18 protein-coding genes and 2 pseudogenes are annotated in these 18,596 nt (G+C 71.7%); 12 read left to right on the top strand and 8 right to left on the bottom strand.

The genetic code is table 11. The features are described from left to right. Positions 1-31: 31 nt before the first annotated feature. Positions 32-1,219: pseudogene (locus tag JXZ78_RS15300) on the bottom strand (transposase); the annotation flags it as partial. 1,100 nt (positions 1,220-2,319) lie between these two features. Here JXZ78_RS15300 and JXZ78_RS15295 point away from each other — a divergent pair. The 3 genes from JXZ78_RS15295 to JXZ78_RS15285 all read left to right on the top strand — a co-directional run bounded on the left by JXZ78_RS15295 (position 2,320) and on the right by JXZ78_RS15285 (position 5,720). After that, positions 2,320-3,102 carry a TetR family transcriptional regulator gene (locus JXZ78_RS15295; protein WP_050502978.1) on the top strand — a complete coding sequence of 261 codons (783 nt, stop codon included), beginning with the start codon at positions 2,320-2,322 and terminating at the stop codon, positions 3,100-3,102. Positions 3,103-3,287: 185 nt separating this feature from the next. After that, positions 3,288-4,253: a phosphotransferase gene (locus JXZ78_RS15290; protein WP_033039815.1), complete on the top strand. Its 966-nt coding sequence runs from the start codon at positions 3,288-3,290 to the stop codon at positions 4,251-4,253. 165 nt (positions 4,254-4,418) lie between these two features. Continuing rightward, complete coding sequence (locus tag JXZ78_RS15285) at positions 4,419-5,720, top strand: IS701 family transposase (RefSeq protein WP_157851739.1); 1,302 nt, start codon at positions 4,419-4,421, stop codon at positions 5,718-5,720. A gap of 42 nt (positions 5,721-5,762) precedes the next feature. Here JXZ78_RS15285 and JXZ78_RS15280 read toward each other — a convergent pair whose 3' ends face one another. Together JXZ78_RS15280 and JXZ78_RS15275 are read right to left on the bottom strand one after the other, a co-directional pair. Further along, a complete protein-coding gene (locus JXZ78_RS15280) occupies positions 5,763-6,137 on the bottom strand; it encodes a hypothetical protein (protein WP_030024250.1) in 375 nt (124 codons plus the stop codon). Continuing rightward, positions 6,134-6,307 carry a hypothetical protein gene (locus JXZ78_RS15275; protein ID WP_030024251.1) on the bottom strand — a complete coding sequence of 58 codons (174 nt, stop codon included), beginning with the start codon at positions 6,305-6,307 and terminating at the stop codon, positions 6,134-6,136. The genes JXZ78_RS15280 and JXZ78_RS15275 overlap by 4 nt, the downstream gene beginning before the upstream one ends. Positions 6,308-6,398: 91 nt before the next feature. Between JXZ78_RS15275 and JXZ78_RS15270 the strand changes: the two genes are divergently transcribed. The 3 genes from JXZ78_RS15270 to JXZ78_RS15260 all read left to right on the top strand — a co-directional run bounded on the left by JXZ78_RS15270 (position 6,399) and on the right by JXZ78_RS15260 (position 8,157). Further along, positions 6,399-7,049: a TetR family transcriptional regulator gene (locus JXZ78_RS15270; RefSeq protein ID WP_030024252.1), complete on the top strand. Its 651-nt coding sequence runs from the start codon at positions 6,399-6,401 to the stop codon at positions 7,047-7,049. A gap of 119 nt (positions 7,050-7,168) precedes the next feature. Further along, a complete protein-coding gene (locus JXZ78_RS15265) occupies positions 7,169-7,981 on the top strand; it encodes a helix-turn-helix domain-containing protein (RefSeq protein WP_030024253.1) in 813 nt (270 codons plus the stop codon). Beyond that, positions 7,978-8,157, top strand: coding sequence for a DUF397 domain-containing protein (locus JXZ78_RS15260; RefSeq protein WP_078624631.1), 180 nt, complete (start codon positions 7,978-7,980; stop codon positions 8,155-8,157). The genes JXZ78_RS15265 and JXZ78_RS15260 overlap by 4 nt, the downstream gene beginning before the upstream one ends. Here JXZ78_RS15260 and JXZ78_RS15255 read toward each other — a convergent pair. Further along, positions 8,100-8,756 (bottom strand): rhomboid-like protein, encoded by a 657-nt coding sequence (locus JXZ78_RS15255; protein ID WP_050502981.1) that lies wholly within the window; start codon positions 8,754-8,756, stop codon positions 8,100-8,102. The genes JXZ78_RS15260 and JXZ78_RS15255 overlap by 58 nt on opposite strands. 258 nt (positions 8,757-9,014) lie before the next feature. Between JXZ78_RS15255 and JXZ78_RS15250 the strand changes: the two genes are divergently transcribed. Then, positions 9,015-9,710, top strand: a complete 696-nt coding sequence (locus JXZ78_RS15250; protein WP_030024255.1) for a TetR/AcrR family transcriptional regulator — start codon at positions 9,015-9,017, stop codon at positions 9,708-9,710. A gap of 330 nt (positions 9,711-10,040) precedes the next feature. Beyond that, entirely contained in the window at positions 10,041-11,582 is a 1,542-nt protein-coding gene (locus tag JXZ78_RS15245; RefSeq protein ID WP_030024256.1) for an MFS transporter, read from the top strand. Positions 11,583-11,760: 178 nt separating this feature from the next. On the opposite strand, the gene JXZ78_RS15240 is transcribed toward JXZ78_RS15245, so the two are convergent. Together JXZ78_RS15240 and JXZ78_RS15235 are read right to left on the bottom strand one after the other, a co-directional pair. Continuing rightward, entirely contained in the window at positions 11,761-12,258 is a 498-nt protein-coding gene (locus JXZ78_RS15240; protein ID WP_030024258.1) for a MarR family winged helix-turn-helix transcriptional regulator, read from the bottom strand. A 143-nt stretch (positions 12,259-12,401) separates the two neighbouring features. Continuing rightward, complete coding sequence (locus tag JXZ78_RS15235; protein WP_030024259.1) at positions 12,402-13,457, bottom strand: questin oxidase family protein; 1,056 nt, start codon at positions 13,455-13,457, stop codon at positions 12,402-12,404. Between the two features lie 252 nt (positions 13,458-13,709). Between JXZ78_RS15235 and JXZ78_RS15230 the strand changes: the two genes are divergently transcribed. Then, positions 13,710-14,258, top strand: a complete 549-nt coding sequence (locus tag JXZ78_RS15230; RefSeq protein ID WP_050502982.1) for a pyridoxamine 5'-phosphate oxidase family protein — start codon at positions 13,710-13,712, stop codon at positions 14,256-14,258. 48 nt (positions 14,259-14,306) lie between these two features. On the opposite strand, the gene JXZ78_RS15225 is transcribed toward JXZ78_RS15230, so the two are convergent. Then, on the bottom strand, positions 14,307-14,906 hold the full coding sequence (locus JXZ78_RS15225; protein WP_050502983.1) for a UbiA prenyltransferase family protein: 600 nt from the start codon (positions 14,904-14,906) through the stop codon (positions 14,307-14,309). A 120-nt stretch (positions 14,907-15,026) separates the two neighbouring features. Further along, positions 15,027-15,398 (bottom strand): annotated as a pseudogene (locus JXZ78_RS15220) (GNAT family N-acetyltransferase); the annotation flags it as partial. Positions 15,399-15,573: 175 nt separating this feature from the next. Here JXZ78_RS15220 and JXZ78_RS15215 point away from each other — a divergent pair. The 3 genes from JXZ78_RS15215 (at position 15,574) to pfkB (ending at position 18,595) form a co-directional block, all read left to right on the top strand. After that, positions 15,574-16,575: a sigma-70 family RNA polymerase sigma factor gene (locus JXZ78_RS15215; protein ID WP_030024263.1), complete on the top strand. Its 1,002-nt coding sequence runs from the start codon at positions 15,574-15,576 to the stop codon at positions 16,573-16,575. A 305-nt stretch (positions 16,576-16,880) separates the two neighbouring features. Further along, positions 16,881-17,651, top strand: a complete 771-nt coding sequence (locus JXZ78_RS15210; protein ID WP_030024264.1) for a DeoR/GlpR family DNA-binding transcription regulator — start codon at positions 16,881-16,883, stop codon at positions 17,649-17,651. Next, positions 17,648-18,595 (top strand): 1-phosphofructokinase, encoded by a 948-nt coding sequence (gene pfkB, locus JXZ78_RS15205; RefSeq protein WP_030024265.1) that lies wholly within the window; start codon positions 17,648-17,650, stop codon positions 18,593-18,595. Before JXZ78_RS15210 ends, pfkB begins: the two co-directional genes overlap by 4 nt. Position 18,596 lies beyond the last annotated feature (1 nt).

Raw genomic sequence — 18,596 nt, 5'->3', positions numbered from 1 at the left:
CCCGCGCCTCACCTGCCCCCGGAGCCCACCCTCAGGACTCGAACCGCACCGTCGTCAACGTCTGCTCGTCCGGCACCGCCGTCAGTGCCCGGTAGGCGTGTGCCGCCGAGGTCAGCGTCATGTGGTGGTGCCAGCCCGGGAAGGAGCGGCCCTCGAAGTCGTACAGTCCGAAGTCCGTCGCGAGGGTGCGCAGCGTGGCCGTGGGCAGCTGGTGCAGCCGGGCGAGGCCGAGGAGCTGGCCCATGCGGCGGTGCGCCATGTTGGTGAGCCAGATCCGGGACGGCCGGGCGCCGGCCGGTCCGGGCTCCGTGAAGGCGCGGTAGGTGTGGTGCGAGCCGGGCAGGCGTACCGGCGTGGGCGCGGACTGCAGCAGGCGCGGGCGTGCGCCCGGGTCGCCGGGCATGCCGGGCGTGGGCGGAGTGGCCAGCGCGGTGGCGGCCGGTACGGCGATGACGAAGTCGCGTCCCTGCCGGGCCAGCGCCTCGATGAGCCGTACGGAGTCGGAGTACTCGCTCAGGTCCGCCACGACCGGCGCCGGAGCGCAGGTCGAACGGGCGGCCTGCGCCTCCACGAGGTCGAGCGCGTGCACCCACATCGGGCGGGAGTGGTTGGTCTCCGCGGCGGGTATGCGGTTGCGGCGCAGCAGCTCGGGGTCGTCGGCCCACTGGGGAGGCAGGAACAGCCGCCAGTCGACGGACACGGCCGCGCTGCCGCCGCAGTCACCGGCAGCGGCTGACCCGGCCGCCGCGCCACCGGCCGACCCGTTCGACGTCGCGCTCGAAGCCGCTCCCGAAGCCGCGCCCGCAGCCCCCGAAGCGGCCGACGCCGACACGGCGGCAGCCGTGGCCGCCTCTCCCACCGGCAGGAACATCCCCATGGCCAGCTGACAGCTGACGGTCCGCCCGGCGGCGGAGTCGAAGCGGCGGTGGACGCCGACGGAGTGCCCGCCGCGCTTGGGCAGCACCGCCGGAGCGAGGATCCACGCCCGGGGCGCCGCGGGCTCCTCCGCCCGGCGTACGAGTTCGCGGCGTACCGGGTTCCAGTCCCAGGGGCTGGCGTTGAGGAACTGGTGCAGCGACTGGGAAGCGGTGGGGGAGTCGGAGACGGCGGCGGCCAGCCGGCGTACGGACTTCTTGCCTTCGGTGGTCAGCAGGGCCAGCAGGTACGCGTGGGCCCAGCGGCGCTGGTCGGTACGCGGCAGATGGCCGAAAAGGTCGTCCGCGAAGGCGTCGAACGTCCCGAACGTCTCCGGCTGACCGAACGTTTCGGACTGACCGGACGTGCCGGGCGTGCCGGATGCTTCTGACGTGACGCATGTGGCGGACGTGGCAGCTCTGCCGGAATCGCCGGACGGTACGGCCGGTGCGGTGGAGGCGGAGTCATCGGACTCGCCGGACGCGGCGGCACGGCGCTCGGGTGCGGCGGGGGTTTCGGTGCGGCCCGGCCTGCGGGCGGTTCCGGTTCGCCCGGCGGGCCCGGTCGAACCGGGTGCCGGGGTCCGGCCGGTGCCTCCGTTGTGGGCGGCGGAGCGGCCGTTGCGGGCGGTCCTCCCGGAAGCGGCGGGGAGCGTGTCGGTGGTGACGGGAGAGACATCGCGCACACCCGATTTGTCGGACAGACTACGTACTGCGAGCGGGCGACTGGAAGAGAGGGAAGTGGCCAGGGTGTGTGCGGGGGTGCGGGTAGCCGGATGCGCAGTTTCTGTCGTCATGGTGTTCGTTCCCTCCCGTGGTCATCCCGTGAATCGGGCGCCGACCAGCAAAGAATAAAGAACGATCGTTTTTTTTGCGAGCCCACGAGGTCCCGGGCTTTTTTCGTCGTACCAGGAGCCCTCCGGACGCGGCCGAACGGAAGCCGAACTACGGGCGAGCGGCGAGGAAACGATCCGTGCGGGCAGGGCGCGGGAACGGGCGCGGGGACCGGTCGGGAGCGGCCCGTGACGGTCCCGCGATCCGGTACGGACGCGCCTCGGGCCGACCGGTGGCGCCGGCGCCCGGCACCGGCCCCCGGCTTCCGCTTCGGCAGCACCCCACGGACGCCCACGGACGCCCACGGACGCTCACGGACACCCATAGACACCCGTGGACGCCTCGCGGTCACCCACGGACACCCCACAGCCCATCGGAACCGCCCCCGCCCCCCCGAAACCACCCCGAGGCACTGAACGACTGCCCTGGGGCCGCCCCCGGTTCCCATACTGATCAAGTCTCCGCCAACTAGCGCCGCGACCGTGCGGCCCGCCAAACCCGCGCCTAGCATGGACGGTTGGGTGTCACCGGTACGGCGCTGGCAACCGAGGGCGATCACCGAGGCGGGACAATGGCGCGACAGGACCGAGCTGAGCGGACGCGCCGCACCCTGCTGCGGGCCGCCGCCGACGAGATGGCCGAGAAGGGGTACGCGGGCGCCTCGATGGCCCGTATCAGCACGGCGGCGGACGTCACCATCGGCGGCCTGACGTTCCACTTCCCGTCCAAGGCGGCGCTCGCCGAAGCGGTCAGGGAGACCGGCTGCGCGCTGACCTGCGGCGCACTGTCCTCCCTCATGACCGCGAGCAGAATCCCCAAGGCCACCGCACGCGGCGAGTTACGACGGGTCGTCACCTTCACCCGTACCCTCGCGCGGCTGCTCGAAGAGGAACCGACCGTACGGGCCGCCGCCCGCCTCGCCTGGGACTTCCCGGAGGACGGCGACACCTGGTACGCGATGTGGCTGCCCTCGCTCAGCGAACTCGTCGAACGCGCCCACCCGGACTTCACCGGCTGGACGACCGCGGAGGCGGTCACCGCCACGGCGGTCTCCGTGGTGACCGGCGCGGAGTTCGCGGCCCGCACCGGCGTACCGCGCGGTGTCGCGGCCGGGCTGTCCCCGACGGCGCACGTGGACCACGTCTGGGGCCTGGTGCTCGGCGCGCGGCCACCGCTCCTGGTAGGCGGCGACGAGTACCCGGAGAACCGGCCGGCCGGCGAGGACCCGGCGGGCGGGGGCCACGCCGGCGACCACCGGGTGGGCGACCTCAGGATGCCGGAACACCGGGTGCCCGAGCACCGGGTGGGGGAGTGCCGGGCGGGCGAAGGCCGGGTGCGCGCCGCGTCCCGGTGACACCGCCGCCCGATGCCCGAGTCCCGGTGACACCGCCGCCCGCCGCCCGCCGCCTGACACCGCCGCCCGACACCGATGCCCGCCGTCCGCCGCCCGAAGCCGTACGGCACCCGCTCGTGGCACCCCCGGCAAGTGATCGGCAATTCCGTCGCGCCCCCGCCACAGGCCGTGGCACCATCGCTGCCATGCCTGGACTGCCGGAGTTCATGACGCCCGACCAGCTAGCCGCCCGCACGTCGCGTGCGCTGGACGCAGCGGTCGCCGCCGGACGTGAACTGGGCCTGACGGTGACCGACGCGACGGTGCTGCACGACGTGTTCTCCGTCGTCGTGCACCTCGCCCCCTCGCCCGTGGTGGTCCGGGTCCCGACCGTCCTGCCGCCGTACGCCGGCACCGGCACCCAGGCGGCGCGTCAGCGGCTGGAGCTGGACGTGGTGGCCTGGCTGGCGATGCGGGGTGTCCCGGTGATCCCGCCGAGCCCGCTCGTGCCGCGGGAGCCCGTGGTGCGCGACGGGTTCTCGATGACGTTCTGGCAGTTCGTCGAGCAGGACGGCGGCGAGGGCCGGGAGCCCGATTACGTACGCAACTCCCGCCTGACGGCCGACCTGCACGCCGCATTGCGCGCGTACCCGGGCGAGCTGCCGTTCCTGTCGGCCGCCGAACCGAGGTTCGCCACGGAGGCGCTGGCCGCCCTCGAAGGGCACACCGACCTCATCGATCCGGCCGACCTCGACCGCGCGCGGCGGGAGTGGGCGGTGCTGGAGCCCCTGGTCGGTTCGCGTGCCGCGTTCGAGGCGGAGTTCCCCGGCGTCGCCCTCCAGCCGATCCACGGGGACGCGCCAGCCGTCAACATCGTCGCGGCCAAGGGCGGCGACCTGTACGCCGACTTCGAACTGACCACGCTCGGACCGGTCGAGTGGGACCTGGCGGCCCTCGGCCCCGAGTGCGAGGCCGCGTACGACGAAGCCGCGCGCCGTCTGGGCCTGCGGGAACTCGACGAGCGCGCGCTGCGCTGCGTCAACGCCGTCGGCATGATCCGGGCGGTGGCCTGCCTCGCGCTCGTACCGCAGCTGCCCATGCTCGTGGAGGCGCTGCAGCCCGCCGTCGAGCACTGGCGGACGCTGCCGTTCGCCGGCGGCCTGCGGGGCTGAGGCCCGAGGTCCCGGGCGCGGGCTCGCCCTCGCCGCCGCCCCTCGGCAACTTCGTGAAGTCGTTCGCGATCCGCCCCGCAGGGCGAGAAACATAGCGAACATTCTTTATTGTCCTGCTGTCACCCGCACTCCCGTCCCGTCTCCCCGGGGGCCAGTCCCTTGTCCGTGCCCGCATCTCCCACCGCCGTTCCGCCGCCCCTCCCCGGGCGGCCGACCAGCACTCAGGAGGCGTGGGTCGAGGACCTGTGCAGACACCTCTTCGCCTCCTTCACCAGGGCGGATCACCACCTCAAGGGCGAGCAGTACCTCCGCGGGCTGCTCACCGCTCCCGGCCGTAAGTCCATCCGCAACATCGCCCGGACACTGGACGACACCGGCGCGGCCCAGCGCCTCCACCACTTCATCTGCAACGCCCCGTGGAGCTGGCGCACCGTCCGCGAAGCCCTCGCCGACTACCTGATCGCCCTCACCCGCCCGCGCTCGTGGGTGGTGCGGCCGATGCTCATTCCCAAGTCCGGCACGAACTCGGTCGGTGTCCACCGCCGCTTCGTCCCTGCCACCGGCCAGCTGGTCAACGGCCAGCTCGCCTACGGACTCTGGTACGCGGGCCAGGCCCTCAACGTCCCCGTCGACTGGAGCCTGCACCTCCCGCCTCCGTCCGCCGGCCTCCCCGTCCCCGACGACGACGGCGTGGCCCAGATACTCGAACTCGTACAGCGGGCTGCGAAAGCGGCACCCGGAGCCGCCGCCCCGGTCATCTGGGACAGCCAGATGCGCCACGCGGGGGAAGTGATGAGCGCCCTGGCCCCGCTCGGTCTGCCCGTCATGGCCCGCACGCCTGGTTCCCTCCCGCTCCAACTGGTGGACCGCGGCGGGCGTCCGACGCGCCGCAGCGCGCTTCCTGCGCAGCGCGTGCTGGCCGCCCCGGAACGCCTGGGCCTCCAGGTCCACGACGTGGCCCCCGGTGTACGGGCCGTGCTGGCCCGGGTCGTGCCCGTACGGCCGGGCGTGGGCGGACTGAGCGGTGAGAGCGGTGCGCGTGGCGAGACGGGTGAGCTGATGCTCTACGCGCAGCGGTACGAGGACCCCGAAGGCCGCGAGGACCGCGGCGGGCCGGGTGCCCGCGCGGACTTCTGGCTGACGACGCCGACCCGCAGGTCCCCGGCCGACCTGCACCAGTACACGAGGACCGCCGCGTATGTGGCGCGCGACAGCGTCCGCATCGGCGGCCGGACGGGACTGCGGGACTTCGAGGGCAGGTCGTACGAGGGCTGGCACCGCCACATGACGCTGGCCTCGGTCGCGTACGCCGTCCAGTCGCTCACCGCGCTCGACGCCGTACGGGCGGAACGCGGCCCGCACCAGCGGCTGCGCTCGGTCCCGCGCCCGTACGCCTACGCTCCTGCGCAGCCGTACCACGCCTCTCAGCAGCGCGCGGGCGGACCGCCCTTCACCCTCGTGGGGTGAAGGGCGGTCGCGTACGGCGGGCCAAGGCGGACATGGGCGGTGTCAGCCGCCGATCGTCCAGCTCAGGGTGCCGTCGGCGGTGGCCAGCGTCGCCAGGATGATCAGATCGACGGCGCCGAGGGCCATCCCCAGTACGGCACGGAAACGCCGCGTGGTGTTACGGGCCAGGGCCAGCGCTCCGAGTACGAGGGCGCAGGGGCCGAGGACGACGTTGGCGACCAGGGTGCCGACGAGACCGAGGACGAACGCGGCCACGGCCATGCCGTCGGCCTGCCCGCGCGGCGAGCGGCGCTTCTCCGGCCCGGCCGGGGACTTGGCGTCCGGCGTGGTGGCGGGTGCGGAGGTGCGGCGGGTGTCCGTGTCGGTGTCGTGGCTGGTGTCGGGGCCGGTGTCGTGGTCGGTGGTGAGGGTGGTCATCGGGACACTCCCTCGCTCTTGTCGGTGTGGTGGCGGCGCTCGCGGATGAAGAAGACGAGCAGCCAGCAACTGATGGCCACTGCCGCGATGATCGTGACGGGGACCGGGAGGTGTGCCGCGGTACCCACCAGAACCCCCAGCAGGAGGAGGGCTGCGACAAGGAAGAGCATGATCTGCCTTTCCATTCTGGAGGACAGTTGTTCACTCAGGTTCCCACTGTAGGGGTGGAGAAACTCGGAGAACGGTTGTTTACTGGATGACATGAGTCACAGCGAGCCCGGTGGTGTCCGACAGGCCCGGAAGCAGCGCACCCGACAGGCCCTGCTCGACGCGGCGCTCGGCCTGCTGGAGGAACAGAGCCTGAGCAGCCTGGGGTTGCGCGAGGTGACGCGGGTGGTCGGCGTCGCCCCCACCGCCTTCTACCGGCACTTCCGTGACCTGGGCGAACTCGGAGTCGCCCTGGTCCAGGAGTCGTTGAGCAGCCTGCACACGACCGTCCGCGCGGTCCTCGCCGAACAGGCCGGCGCGGAGGAGCGGATCGACCACACGGTGGCGGTCGTCGAACGGTACGTACGCGAACAGCCCGCGCACGTCCGCTTCATCGCCCGCGAACGGCACGGCGGCGTACGGGCCGTACGGCAGGCCATAGCGGGTGAACTGGACCGGTTCGCGGCAGAGGTCGCCGCGGCGCTCAAGTCGCAGCCGGTCTCCGGTGGCTGGAGCGACGAGGACGTACGGATGCTGGCGGAGCTGTACGTGGACCGGCTGGTGATGACGGCCTCCGCGTTCCTGGACGTACGGGACGGGGGTGACCAGGACACGGAGCGGTGGCGCGCGGTGGCCTGCACGGCGCGGCGGCAGCTGCGTCTCATCGATGTCGGACGTCAGTATTGGCGCGATGCCGGTTCTTGATCGCCGTTTGTCCGTCGATGACCAACTGGAGGCGTGATCAGCTCATTTGGCTTAATTGTCAGTGGGTGGGTCTAGCGTTTGCCGTGGGTCAACTACGCGGGTAGTGGGAGGCGGGCGCGATGATGGAAGAGAATGCCAAGCCGCCGATGGCGTGGCGGTATTGCGGGGATCAGATCAAGCTGTGGCGGGGCCAGTCAGAGGTGAGCAGGGAGGAGTTGGCGGCAGAGGTCGGCTATTCGGCCGAGTACGTGAAGTCGATGGAGCAGGGACGGCGAAAGCCGACGGTCCATTTGCTCCGGGTGGCGGACCAAATGTGCCGAGCGCATGGGATGCTGACGGCGGCGCGGGAATACCTGGAGCCGGAGAAGTTCCCGTCGTACTCCGCGGATTACATGAGGTACGAGGCCGACGCGCTTGCCGTCAGTTCCTATCAGGCGCAGCTCGTCCCCGGGCTCCTTCAGACTGAGGAGTACGCGCGGACACTGATGGAGGGGCGCTGGCCGCCGCTCGATCGAGAGACGGTCGAGCAGCGTGTCAGCTTCCGGCTGGAGCGGCAGGCGCTGCTGGACAAGGAGACCCGGACGTTCAGCTTCGTGATCAATGAAGCCGTGCTGCGGCAGGTTCTAGGCACCAGAAAGGGCCACAGGGACCAGTTGCACAGGCTGCTCGAAGCAGGGGAGCGGCGTAACGTGACCCTCCAGGTCCTGCCTCGCAGGGACGGTGCAAGCCCGGCGCTCTTCGGCCCGTTCAATCTGTTGGTGACGCCGGACCATGACCGGATCGCCTACGAAGAGGGCCACCTGGGCGGTGTGTTGTGTTCGGATCCGGAGAGGGTCAGGCAAATCATCCAGAGGTATGAGCTACTTCTCCAGCGGGCCATGCACGCCGAGGATTCGGCTCGGTTCATCGAAAAGCTGGTGGAGGAACTATGAATGGTGTCCTGGTGTGGGTCAAGAGCAGCTACAGCAACGACGATGGGGCCGATTGCGTCGAAATATCCGCCACCCCGACCGCTATACACGTCCGGGATTCCAAGGACCCGCAGGGTCCTCAGCTCGCGTTCGGCACGGCTGCCTGGTCCGACTTCCTCCTCGGTGTGAGGGGGTAACACGCCAGTCCCAGCAGCGCAGCGCTGAAGTGGCCGATGTCGGTGAAGGTGAGGTGGTCGAAGAGGGGGGCCGTGTAGAAGAGGAGGACACCAGTCGCGTACACGTAGCGCAGGGGGCGCCAGGGGATGCGGTACGTGAGGACGGCCGCGACGCCGGCCAGCGCGTAGCTGACGCCGACGTCCAGGGTGTTCACGGCGGAGTGCGGGGCCGCGTCCGTGTGGATGGCGAGGGCGAGGACTCCCTCGCTCAGATACGTGGCGCCGATGTGGGCGACGCCCATGACCGCGAGCCAGCGGCCGGTGCCGAGCCAGCGTTCGGCGGGGACGTGGAAGATGTTGAAGACGAGGACATAGAGGGGCCAGCCGCCGCCGTCGAGCCACAGTGCGCTGGTCAGCAGGACCCGGCCGGGTGAGAGCAGCAGATTGTGGATGTTGGTGGAGCGGCGTTGCAGGACGCGCTCCAGGATGTCGGGGGTCAGCTGGTGCATGATCACCGACGTCCCGAAGAGGATGCCGAGCCAGATGAACGTGCCGGGGGCCCGGTACACGTACGACCGGATCGCGCGGGGTAGAGCGGCCGGGCGGAGCGAAACGGTCATGGCGCATGTATACGGCACGCGCTCCGCCGTGCTCGGCACCCACCCGGCCGCCCGGCCGCGCACGCCGTGTGGCTTGCGGTGCCGCGCGAGGCCCACCCGGCGGGCGCCGCGCCCGCCGGGCGCCGCGCCCGGCGGGTGTGGTGCAGGACACAGTGATGGCCGGAAATAACCGGGGAGCGCATCCCCGTTTAACCCGGTGTCCGACTGAAGCGGGGAGTCACTCCCCACTTCGCCCAGCCCAGAGAGGAACGTGCCGACATGACCGCCACCCGGTCCCGCACCCGCGTCCCCGGCGCCTGCGCGGCGACTCCGCCGCACCGGCTCCGCGCGGACGCCGTGCGCAACAGGGAGCGGATCATCGGCGCGGCCCGTGAGGCGATGGTCGAGTTCGGGGCGGAGATCCCGCTCGATGAAATCGCTCGACGGGCCGGTGTCGGCAATGCGACGCTCTACCGTCACTTCCCGGATCGGCTGGAGCTGATCCACCACGTCACGCTCTCCGTCATGGACCGCACCGCGGACAAGGCGGAGTGCGCGCTCGCCGAGGAGCCCGATGCTTTCCAAGCGCTGAGGCGCTTTGTCTTCGCCGCGGTCGAGGAGCGGATCGGTGCCCTGTGCCCGTTGCTCTCGGACGGCGTCGACAAGGACCACCCCGACCTGCACGCAGCGCGTGAGCGCCTGGAGGGGGCCGTCGAGGCCCTGATGGGCGCCGCACGCGACAGCGGCCAGCTGCGTACCGACATCGCCGTCGGTGACCTGATGGTCGCGCTCACCCAACTCACGCGGCCGCTGCCCGGATGGGGGCACCCCCGGACGGAGTCTGGGGGAGGCTGTACGGACTTCGACCGTTTCGTGTACCGGCACCTGGTGCTGTTCCTGGACGGTCTGCGGGCGCCCGCGCGCTCGGAACTGCCCGGCGCGGCGGCCACGCTGGAGGACCTCCGGCACAGCTGACGGCCGACGGCCCGAACGCGGCGCCCTCCCGTAAGGGAACTCCCGGCGACCCATGACCGACCTGCCGGCCGGTGGGTTCGTCGTCCCTGCCGACCCTCCGTGCGGAGCGCCGGAGCACCGCCACGTGACCGTGGCGGCACCGCCGACGCGCCCCCGCCGTACACGCAAGCGATCAACACGTGATCAACACGTACTGAACACCCGATCAACACCACACCGACACCGTTTTTCCACACAACGGCACCGCGGCCCCGGGCCCCCACGCCCTGCCCGCGTCCCGATGTCTTCGCTCACGCCCCACTGGCACGCACCACTAGGCGGAACCCACCCATGTCTTCTTCGGCCACCCACGTCGATCCCAGGCGCTGGAAAGCGCTCATATTCATCGCCCTGGCGCAGCTCATGGTCGTGCTCGACGCGACGATCGTGAACATCGCACTGCCCTCCGCCCAGGCCGATCTCGGCATCTCCGACGCGAACCGGCAGTGGGTCATCACGGCGTACGCCCTCGCGTTCGGGGGTCTGCTGCTGTTCGGCGGGCGGGTCGCCGACCTGTGGGGCCGCAAGCGAACCTTCATCATCGGCCTGGTCGGCTTCGCGCTGGCCTCGGCCCTCGGCGGCGCCGCGTCCAACGAGGGCGTCCTGCTCGGCGCGCGCGCCCTCCAGGGTGTCTTCGGCGCGCTGCTGGCGCCGGCGGCGCTGTCGCTGCTCGCGGTGACGTTCACCGAGGCCCGGGAGCGGGCCAAGGCGTTCGGCATCTTCGGTGCCATCGCCGGTGGCGGCGGTGCCGTGGGCCTGATCCTCGGCGGCGTGCTCACCGAGTACATGAACTGGCGCTGGACCTTCTTCGTCAACATCCCGTTCGCCGTGGTCGCGGCCGTCGGCGCGCTGCTGGTGATCCGTGAGCCCGCGGGCAGCCGCAACCCGTCCAAGCTGGACGTGCCCGGCGTCATCCTGGCCACGCTCGGCCTGGTCTCGCTGGTGTACGGCTTCACGCGCGCCGAGTCCGACGGGTGGGGCGCCGGAATGACCGTCGGCCTGTTCGTGGCCGCCGCCGTGCTGCTCGCCGTGTTCGTCCTCGTCGAGTCGAAGGTCAAGTCCCCGCTGCTGCCGCTGCGGGTGCTCACCGACCGCAACCGGGCCGGCGTCTACGCGTCGCTGGGGCTGGCCGTCATCGGCATGTTCGGTCTGTTCCTGTTCCTGACGTACTACATGCAGATCGTGAAGGGATATACGCCGGTCACGACCGGTCTGGCCTTCCTGCCGATGATCGTCGGCATGATCACCGGCTCGACGCAGATCGGCGCCCGGCTGATGACCCGCGTCCGGCCGCGACTGCTGATGGCCCCGGGCTTCCTGCTCGCCGCCGTCGGCATGTTCCTGCTGACCGGCATCGACCTGGACACGTCCTACCCGGCGCTGATCCTGCCCGCCTTCCTGCTGCTCGGACTCGGCATGGGTACGGCCTTCATGCCCGCCATGTCGCTGGCCACGCACGGCGTCCAGCCGCGGGACGCGGGTGTCGCCTCGGCGATGGTCAACACCTCGCAGCAGGTGGGCGGCGCGATCGGCACGGCGCTGCTGAACACCATCGCGGCCAGCGCCACCACCGCGTACGCCACCTCCCACGCGAAGAGCGCGCCCTCGGTGGACCTGCTCAAGCTGGAGTCGATGGTGCACGGTTACACCGCCGCCATCTGGTGGGCCGTCGGCATCCTGGCCGTCGCGGCGGTCATCGCCTTCACCATGGTCACCACTGGTCACCAGGGCGGCAGCGGTCCGGTCGCCCGCTCCGGTGACGGCGCGGACACGGCCGAGGGCGCCGACGCGGAGGCGGAGGCGGACGTGCCGATTCCGGTCATGGCGCACTGAGCGTACGCAGGGGCGGGCCGGTGAACGGCCACCAACCGGTGGCCGGCCAGCGACGACCCGCCCCGGCGGCCGACGGCCGGTGACCCGTCACCGGCCACCGGCCACGGCCCCTACCGCGGATGACTCCGAACCCTCCGGCGCCGGCCCGCCCCTCGGCTCCCCGCTTCTCGTCTTCTTCTCAGCGGAGCCAGGGCAGGTCGGCGCCCTGGGGTTGCAGGCCGTCCGCCACCGTGCGGCAGATGGCGGCCAGCTGGCCGACCTGCTCGGGGCTGAGCCGGTCGAATATCGCCGCCCGCACGGCGGCGACATGACCGGGGGCGGCCTTCTCCAGGACGCGCAGGCCCTCGTCGGTGAGGACGGCGTTCTGGCCGCGCTTGTCGGAGGGGCAGTCCTCGCGCCGGACCCAGCCGCTCTTCTCCAGGCGGGCCACGGCGTGCGAGAGCCGGGAACGGGTGATCTTGGCGTTCTGGGCCAGTTCGGTCATCCGCAACCGGCGCCGGGGGGCCTGGGAGAGCTGGACGAGCAGCCCGTAATAGACGTGCGGCATGCCTGCGTCACGCTGGAGCTGGCGGTCGAGATGGTCCTCCAGGAGCGTGGTGGCGTGCAGGTACGACTGCCAGGCGTACTGCTCTTCGTCGCTGAGCCAGCGAGGCTCACCTGCGGGTTCGGTGCTCATACCATCCACTGTCTCACCGCTCCGCCATTTCTTGAAGTTTTAACTAAGGGTGACGGGCGGGAAATACGCAGGTGAGCCGTTGTACGAGGGACTGCGGTTTTTTCAGGAACGCTCTGGAACAGCCGCAACCCGAGGCAATCCGTTCAGGAAACGGCGGAAATCAGCCGCTGGGCGCGCACAGCGGCGGCCAGCGCCCGGTCGTCACCGTCCGCGGCCGAGGCCGCCACGTCCCACGCCGTGTCGGTCATCTTGATGACGTGCTCGTCTCCGTGCCGGGCGGAACGCTCGAACACCTCCTCCGGGGTGAGCCGCCCGGCCCCCTCCAGCGGCGGCAGCGCCTCGCCGGCCGCGTAGACGGAAGTGATCGCGGCACTCGCCGCCCAGGCCGCGCCGAGCGATGCCGCCCACAGGTCACGGGGGAGCGCGGGCAGGGTGCGCAGCACGGCGTTCGGGGCGGTGGCGGTGTGCACCATCAGGACACCGTTGCCGTGCCCGTGGTCGAGATAGCGGTGGACGGTGGCCCGGACCAGCGCGGCCAACTGCTCACGGGCGGCGTCCGGGTCCTCGTACGGCACCCGCAGTGATTCCGCCGTGGCCGCCCAGCCCGGCGTACCGGGGAGTTGGGCCAGACCGTCGAGCGGCAGGACCTGCTGGTCGGCGATGCGCGGGAGGGCGGCCAGCGCCTCGTCGGGGGAGGCGGGGCCGGCGGGGACCACCGTGACGGGCAGCGTGGTGTGGCGCGCCGCCCAGTAACCGAGCGCGTGCGCCAACTCCGCGACGCGCGGCGCCTCCTCACCGTCGTCGAGGAGCGTCCGTACGACATGACCCACCCGGATGACGGGATGCGTCGCGGCACCGGCGATGCCGGGCAGCAGGCGCGGCCACCACTCGGCCAGCACCTCCCGCCACGGGCGCTCGGCGACCAGCCGGGTGAAGTACGCGGTCCAGTCGGTGACCCGGCGCGGATCGCCCAGCGCCGTCCGCCAGTCGTCGTCCGAGATCGCCTCCCGCGGGCTCGGCACCTCCTCCAGCTTCGTCGCGTACTGGTCGAGCCAGCGGTGGACGGAACCCGCCTGCCCGTGCCGGACCAGGGCCTCCACCGCCATCGGCCCGTGATTGGCGAGAAACCCCTGGAACTCGGGGCCCGAGGCGTGCAGGCGTTCCAGAGCCTCGTCGAGAATGCCGCTCTCCAAGTCCATGCGCCGAGGCTAGGCCGGGTGATCGGACGCCGTAACGGACGCCGGTCCCATGCCTCCGTACGGAAATGGTCGTAAGGCCGAAGGGGCCCCGCCGTGTCGAGCCCAATTCGAGTGGAGATGTCGGGTATTGGCGGGAGGGCGAGGGCATGATGAGTGAGGAGACGCAAATGGACAGCCAGCCGCGTAGCGACGCCGAGGCGCCCCGCGAGCGATGAGACAGGCGCGGGCGACGCGCCACATGGGAGCGCTGACATGTGGACGAGTGACGGGACGGGCGCGGCCGGTGGTGCCGAGGGGGTGCGCTGGGCCGTCTTCGCGGCGGGACAGCCCCGGTTGGCGCGGCAGGTGGAGGAACGTTTCACGGCGCACGGGCCGCACGTCCTCGGCACGGTCCGCCGCGACGGCTCCCCGCGCCTGAGCGGCATCGAGGCGGACTTCCGCTTCGGTGAACTGTGGCTGGGCATGATGGTCCGGTCCCGCAAGACGCTGGACCTGCGGCGTGACCCGCGTTTCGCCCTGCACTCCGATCCGGGGCCCTCCTCGGACATGGCGAGCGGCGACGTACGGCTCGCCGGGCGAGCCATGGAGGTCACCGATCCGGCGCTGCTCGCACAGTATGTGGTGGAGACGAGTCCGACGGAGCCGTTCCATCTGTTCCGTACGGAGCTGACCGAGGTGGTCCGTACGTACGTCGAGGACCCGCACATCGTGCTGGAGACGTGGCGGCCCGGCGGCCCCCTGCGCGTCATCCGGAGGGGGAACGGCGCCGAGCCGCCCGAGGTCACCGTCGTGCCCGAGTAGGGCATCGGCGCGGTGCCGGCGTGAGATCAAGGCGGTCGAGGCGCCGCCTCAGTGCGTCGGGTGTGCCCGGTGCGCTCCGTGCGCCCGGTGTGCTCCGCGGGGGCGGTGTTCACCGTGGGGCTCGCGGGTGCGGTGGGTGCGGAAGACGTACAGGGAGACGACGAACATCACCGCGCCCATGACCAGGCCCATCCGGACCGACTCCAGGATGGACGGCCCGGACGTGTGGGAGATGCTGTAGAGGTAGCCCATCGCGATGCCGAACAGCGTTCCGTACGCCAGCGCCCGCACCTCGGTGATCAGCGTCGACTGGATGCGTACCAGGGCCAGCCCGAGCGCTCCGCTGACGGCGGCCGCGATCAGGCCCAGCAGCCAGGCGTGGCCCAGTGAGGAGCCGCTGGTGCGGTCGACGAAGGCGGTCCACAGGCCGTAGAGGACCGCCGCGGCGACGGGCAGGGCCAGGGCGGGGGTGGACATGCCGCGCCGCTTCGAGCCGGGTGCGTTCTCGTGCGGGGTCGCCTGGGACTGAAGCTGTGACGGTGACCGGAACTGGGACTGGGACCGGGACCGGGGCTGGGACTGTGACCGGGACGTGGGCCCGGGCTGCGGGTCCGCGGTGGCGCCGTTCCGGTGGACGGGTGTCTCCATGACGGGCTCCTCTCACTCGCCCCCGTCTTCCAGGCCACACCCGGGCCTCGCCACCGTCAACTGGAGGGGCTGGTTCCGGCCCGTCGCCGGACGACGGGAGGGCGCCCGCGCTCAGTCCAGGTGCACGTCCTCGTCCGTCAGTGCCTCGAAGAGCGCCTTGTACAGCAGCGTGCCGGCACCGCGCCCGACAGCCTCGGGCGCGCAGTGGACGCCGACCTCCACCGAGGTGGCATAGGCCGGCTTGATCCGGAAAGGCGTACTGGTCACACAACCCAAGAGACTCCGGTTTGTCCGGTCCCGGGCAACCAGAAGGCGGTGCGGGCCGTCTTCAGGGTGGGAGAGCAACCACGAGCGGCGCTGCTCGGGGGTGAAGGGCTCCGCGTCGAAGGTGATGGGCGTCTCACGGACGTAGTGGTCGTAGAGGTCCGTGAGGCTGCCGAGGCCGGCCTCGGTTGCCGCCCTGACCTGCGCTTCCCGGTACTCCGGAGACATCCGGCCTTCTCGGTGGGGCATGCAGGGTACTGCATGATCACGAAAATAGGTGCTCGGCAGGGGAATTCTGTCCGGATTCCAGCCGTTGTTTCCTTCGGAAGGGGTACTCGGGTCTCGCACCCGGTGTCCCACCGCCACCATCCCGCGACCGACTCATCGCAAAGGGAGCACACGCATGGCAACCCGTGCCGTCGCCCGACGTCAGGCCACCAGCAGCGGTGCTGACGGGGCCAACAGTGTTCGCGCCGTAGGCGGGGAGATCGCCGACCGCGACCTGGTCGGCATGTACCTCGACGAGATCGCGCGAACACCCCTGCTCGACGCCGCCAGGGAGGTCGAGCTGTCCCAGACCATCGAGGCGGGCGTCTACGCCCGGCAGATCCTCGACGGGACCGTCGATGACGGCAACGCCGCCGGCGGCACCCGCGAGGAGCTCGAAGCGCTGGCCGAAGAGGCCGAGAAGGCCAAGGACGTCTTCATCCGCTCCAACCTGCGCCTGGTCGTAGCGGTCGCCCGCCGCTACCCGCGCGCCGGTCTGCCCCTGCTCGACCTGATCCAGGAGGGCAACGCGGGCCTGGTCCGCGCGGTCGAGAAGTTCGACTACGCGAAGGGCTTCAAGTTCTCCACGTACGCGACGTGGTGGATCCGCCAGGCCATCACCCGCTCCATCGCGGACCAGTCGCGCACCATCCGGCTCCCCGTCCACCTCGTGGAGGAGCTGGGCCGCATCCGCCGCGTCCAGCGCGAGTTCAACCGTGAGAACGGCCGCGACCCGGAGCCCGCCGAGGTCGCCCAGGAGCTGGGCTCCACGCCCGAGCGCGTCACCGACGTCCTGGACTGGGCCCGCGACCCGGTCAGTCTGAACATGTCCGTCGACGACGAGGGCGACACCCAGTTCGGCGACCTGCTGGAGGACACCTCCGCGGCCTCGCCCGAGCAGTCCGTCCTGACGCTGCTGCGCAGCGAGGAGCTGGAGGACCTGATCGACCGGCTCGACCACCGTACGGCCTCGATCATCAAGGCGCGGTACGGCATCGAGGACGGCCGCGAGCGGACCCTCACCGAGGTCGGCAAGCAGCACGGCCTGACGCGCGAGCGGATCCGGCAGATAGAGAAGCACGCGCTGCTGGAGCTGAAGCGGATGGCGCGTGACACGGGGTTCGACGCGGCGGCGTAGCGGCCGCGGGGCCGCCGTCTGCGGCCCGGTGGTGGACGTGGCGCCTGCGTTCCCTCTCCCGGTCAGCGGTGGCCTGACCTGGTGAGGGGCGACAGCTTGCCCCCGACCCGACCCGACCCGACCCCGCCCCTTCCCCCCCATAGACGAGCCCCGGTGCCGAACCCCCCCTCGGCGCCGGGGCTCTTTGTTGTCCACTCATGCCCGTTTGGTTTTGTTGGGTGCCCGGATGTGTTTACTTCCCGCTCAACCGGACGTACCTTTGGCTCGAAACCACACGGTCGGGCACGAGGCAGGCACGAAGTCACATGTACGCAGCGGAGCGGCAGCAGGAGATCCTGCGACTGGCGCGGGAGAGCGGACGGGTCGACGTCCTCTCGCTCGCCGAGGAGTTCCAGGTCACCGCCGAGACCGTACGCCGGGACCTGAAGGCCCTGGACCGGGCCGGCCTGGTCCGCCGGGTGCACGGCGGCGCCATCCCCGCCGGGCGCCTGGACTTCGAGCCGGACCTCGCCGAGCGGGACACCGTCGCCGCCGACGAGAAGCAGCGCATCGCGCGGGCCGCCCTCGCGGAGCTGCCCGGCGGGTCGGCGCCCGGCAGCGTGATCCTCGACGCGGGCACCACGGCCGCCCGGATCGCCGCCGAACTGCCGCTGGAGGCCGAGCTGACCGTCGTCACGCACGCGCTCCCGGTCGCCGCCCGGCTGGCCGACCACCCGGGCCTGACCCTTCACCTCGTCGGCGGCCGCATCCGGCACCGTACGCGGGCCGCGGTCGACGACTGGGCGCTGCGCGCCTACCGCGAGATCAACGCGGACGTGGTCTTCCTGGCGACCAACGGCTTCTCCCTGGAGGGCGGCCTGACCACCCCCGACCTCGCCGAGGCGGCCGTGAAGCGGGCGGCGATGGCCGCCGCGCGGCGGGTCGTGCTCGTCGCGGACAGCAGCAAGTTCGGGCAGGTGCACTTCGCCCGCTTCGGCGGACTCGCCGACGTGGACCTGCTCGTCACCGACACCGGGCTCAGCCCCGACGACGCCCTCGCCATCGAGCGCGCGGGCACGGAAGTAGTGCGCGCATGATCCTCACCGTCACCCCCAATCCCAGCCTGGACCGCACGTACGAGATCCCGGCGCTGGAGCGCGGCGCCGTGCTGCGGGCCACCGCGGACCGCATCGACCCGGGCGGCAAGGGCGTCAACGTCTCCCGCGCCGTGGCCGCGGCCGGGCACCGCACGCTGGCCGTCCTGCCGCTCGGCGGCCCGGCGGGCGCGGCGCTGGGGGACCTGCTGGCGGCGGAGGGCATCGAGGTCGCGGGCGTGCCGGTGGCCGGACAGACCCGGTCGAACATCTCCGCCGTCGAACCGGACGGCACCCTCACGAAGATCAACGCGGCCGGGCCCGAGCTGACCCCCGACGAGTCGCGGGCGCTCCTCGGCACCGTACGGACCCGCTCGGCCGGAGCGGACTGGATCGCCTGCTGCGGCAGCCTGCCGCGCGGCCTGGCCCCCTCCTGGTACGCGGAACTGGTCGCCCAGGTGCACCGGGCCGGTGCCCGGATCGCCCTGGACACGTCCGGGCCGTCGCTGACCGCCGCGCTGGAGGCACGCCCCGACGTGGTCAAGCCCAATGCGGAGGAACTGGCCCAGGCGGTGGGCCGTCCGCTGCGCACCGTCGGCGACGCCGTGGAAGCCGCGCGGGAACTGCGCGCCCTGGGCGCGGGCGCGGTGCTCGCCTCCCTCGGCGCGGACGGGCAGCTGCTCGTCGACGGCGACGGGGAGCACTTCGCCTCCGCGCCGGTGGCGACCGTACGCAGCAACGTCGGCGCGGGCGACGCGTCGCTGGCCGGGTTCCTGGCGGCGGGCGGCACGGGCGTACGGGCCCTGGCCGCGGCCGTGGCCTACGGGGCAGCAGCCGTGCAGCTGCCGGGCAGCGCCATGCCGACGCCGGAGGACCTTGATCTCTCGGCGGTGGCCGTGGGGGAGACCGTGCCGGTGGCGAGGGAGCTGCGGGAGCCGGCGGGATGAG

It is taken from the genome of Streptomyces monomycini (genome assembly GCF_022271435.1).
GTDB classification, from domain to species: Bacteria; Actinomycetota; Actinomycetes; order Streptomycetales; family Streptomycetaceae; genus Streptomyces; species Streptomyces monomycini.
Note: the sequence above shows the minus strand (reverse complement) of the source record. Positions and strands in the feature narration are given on the sequence as shown.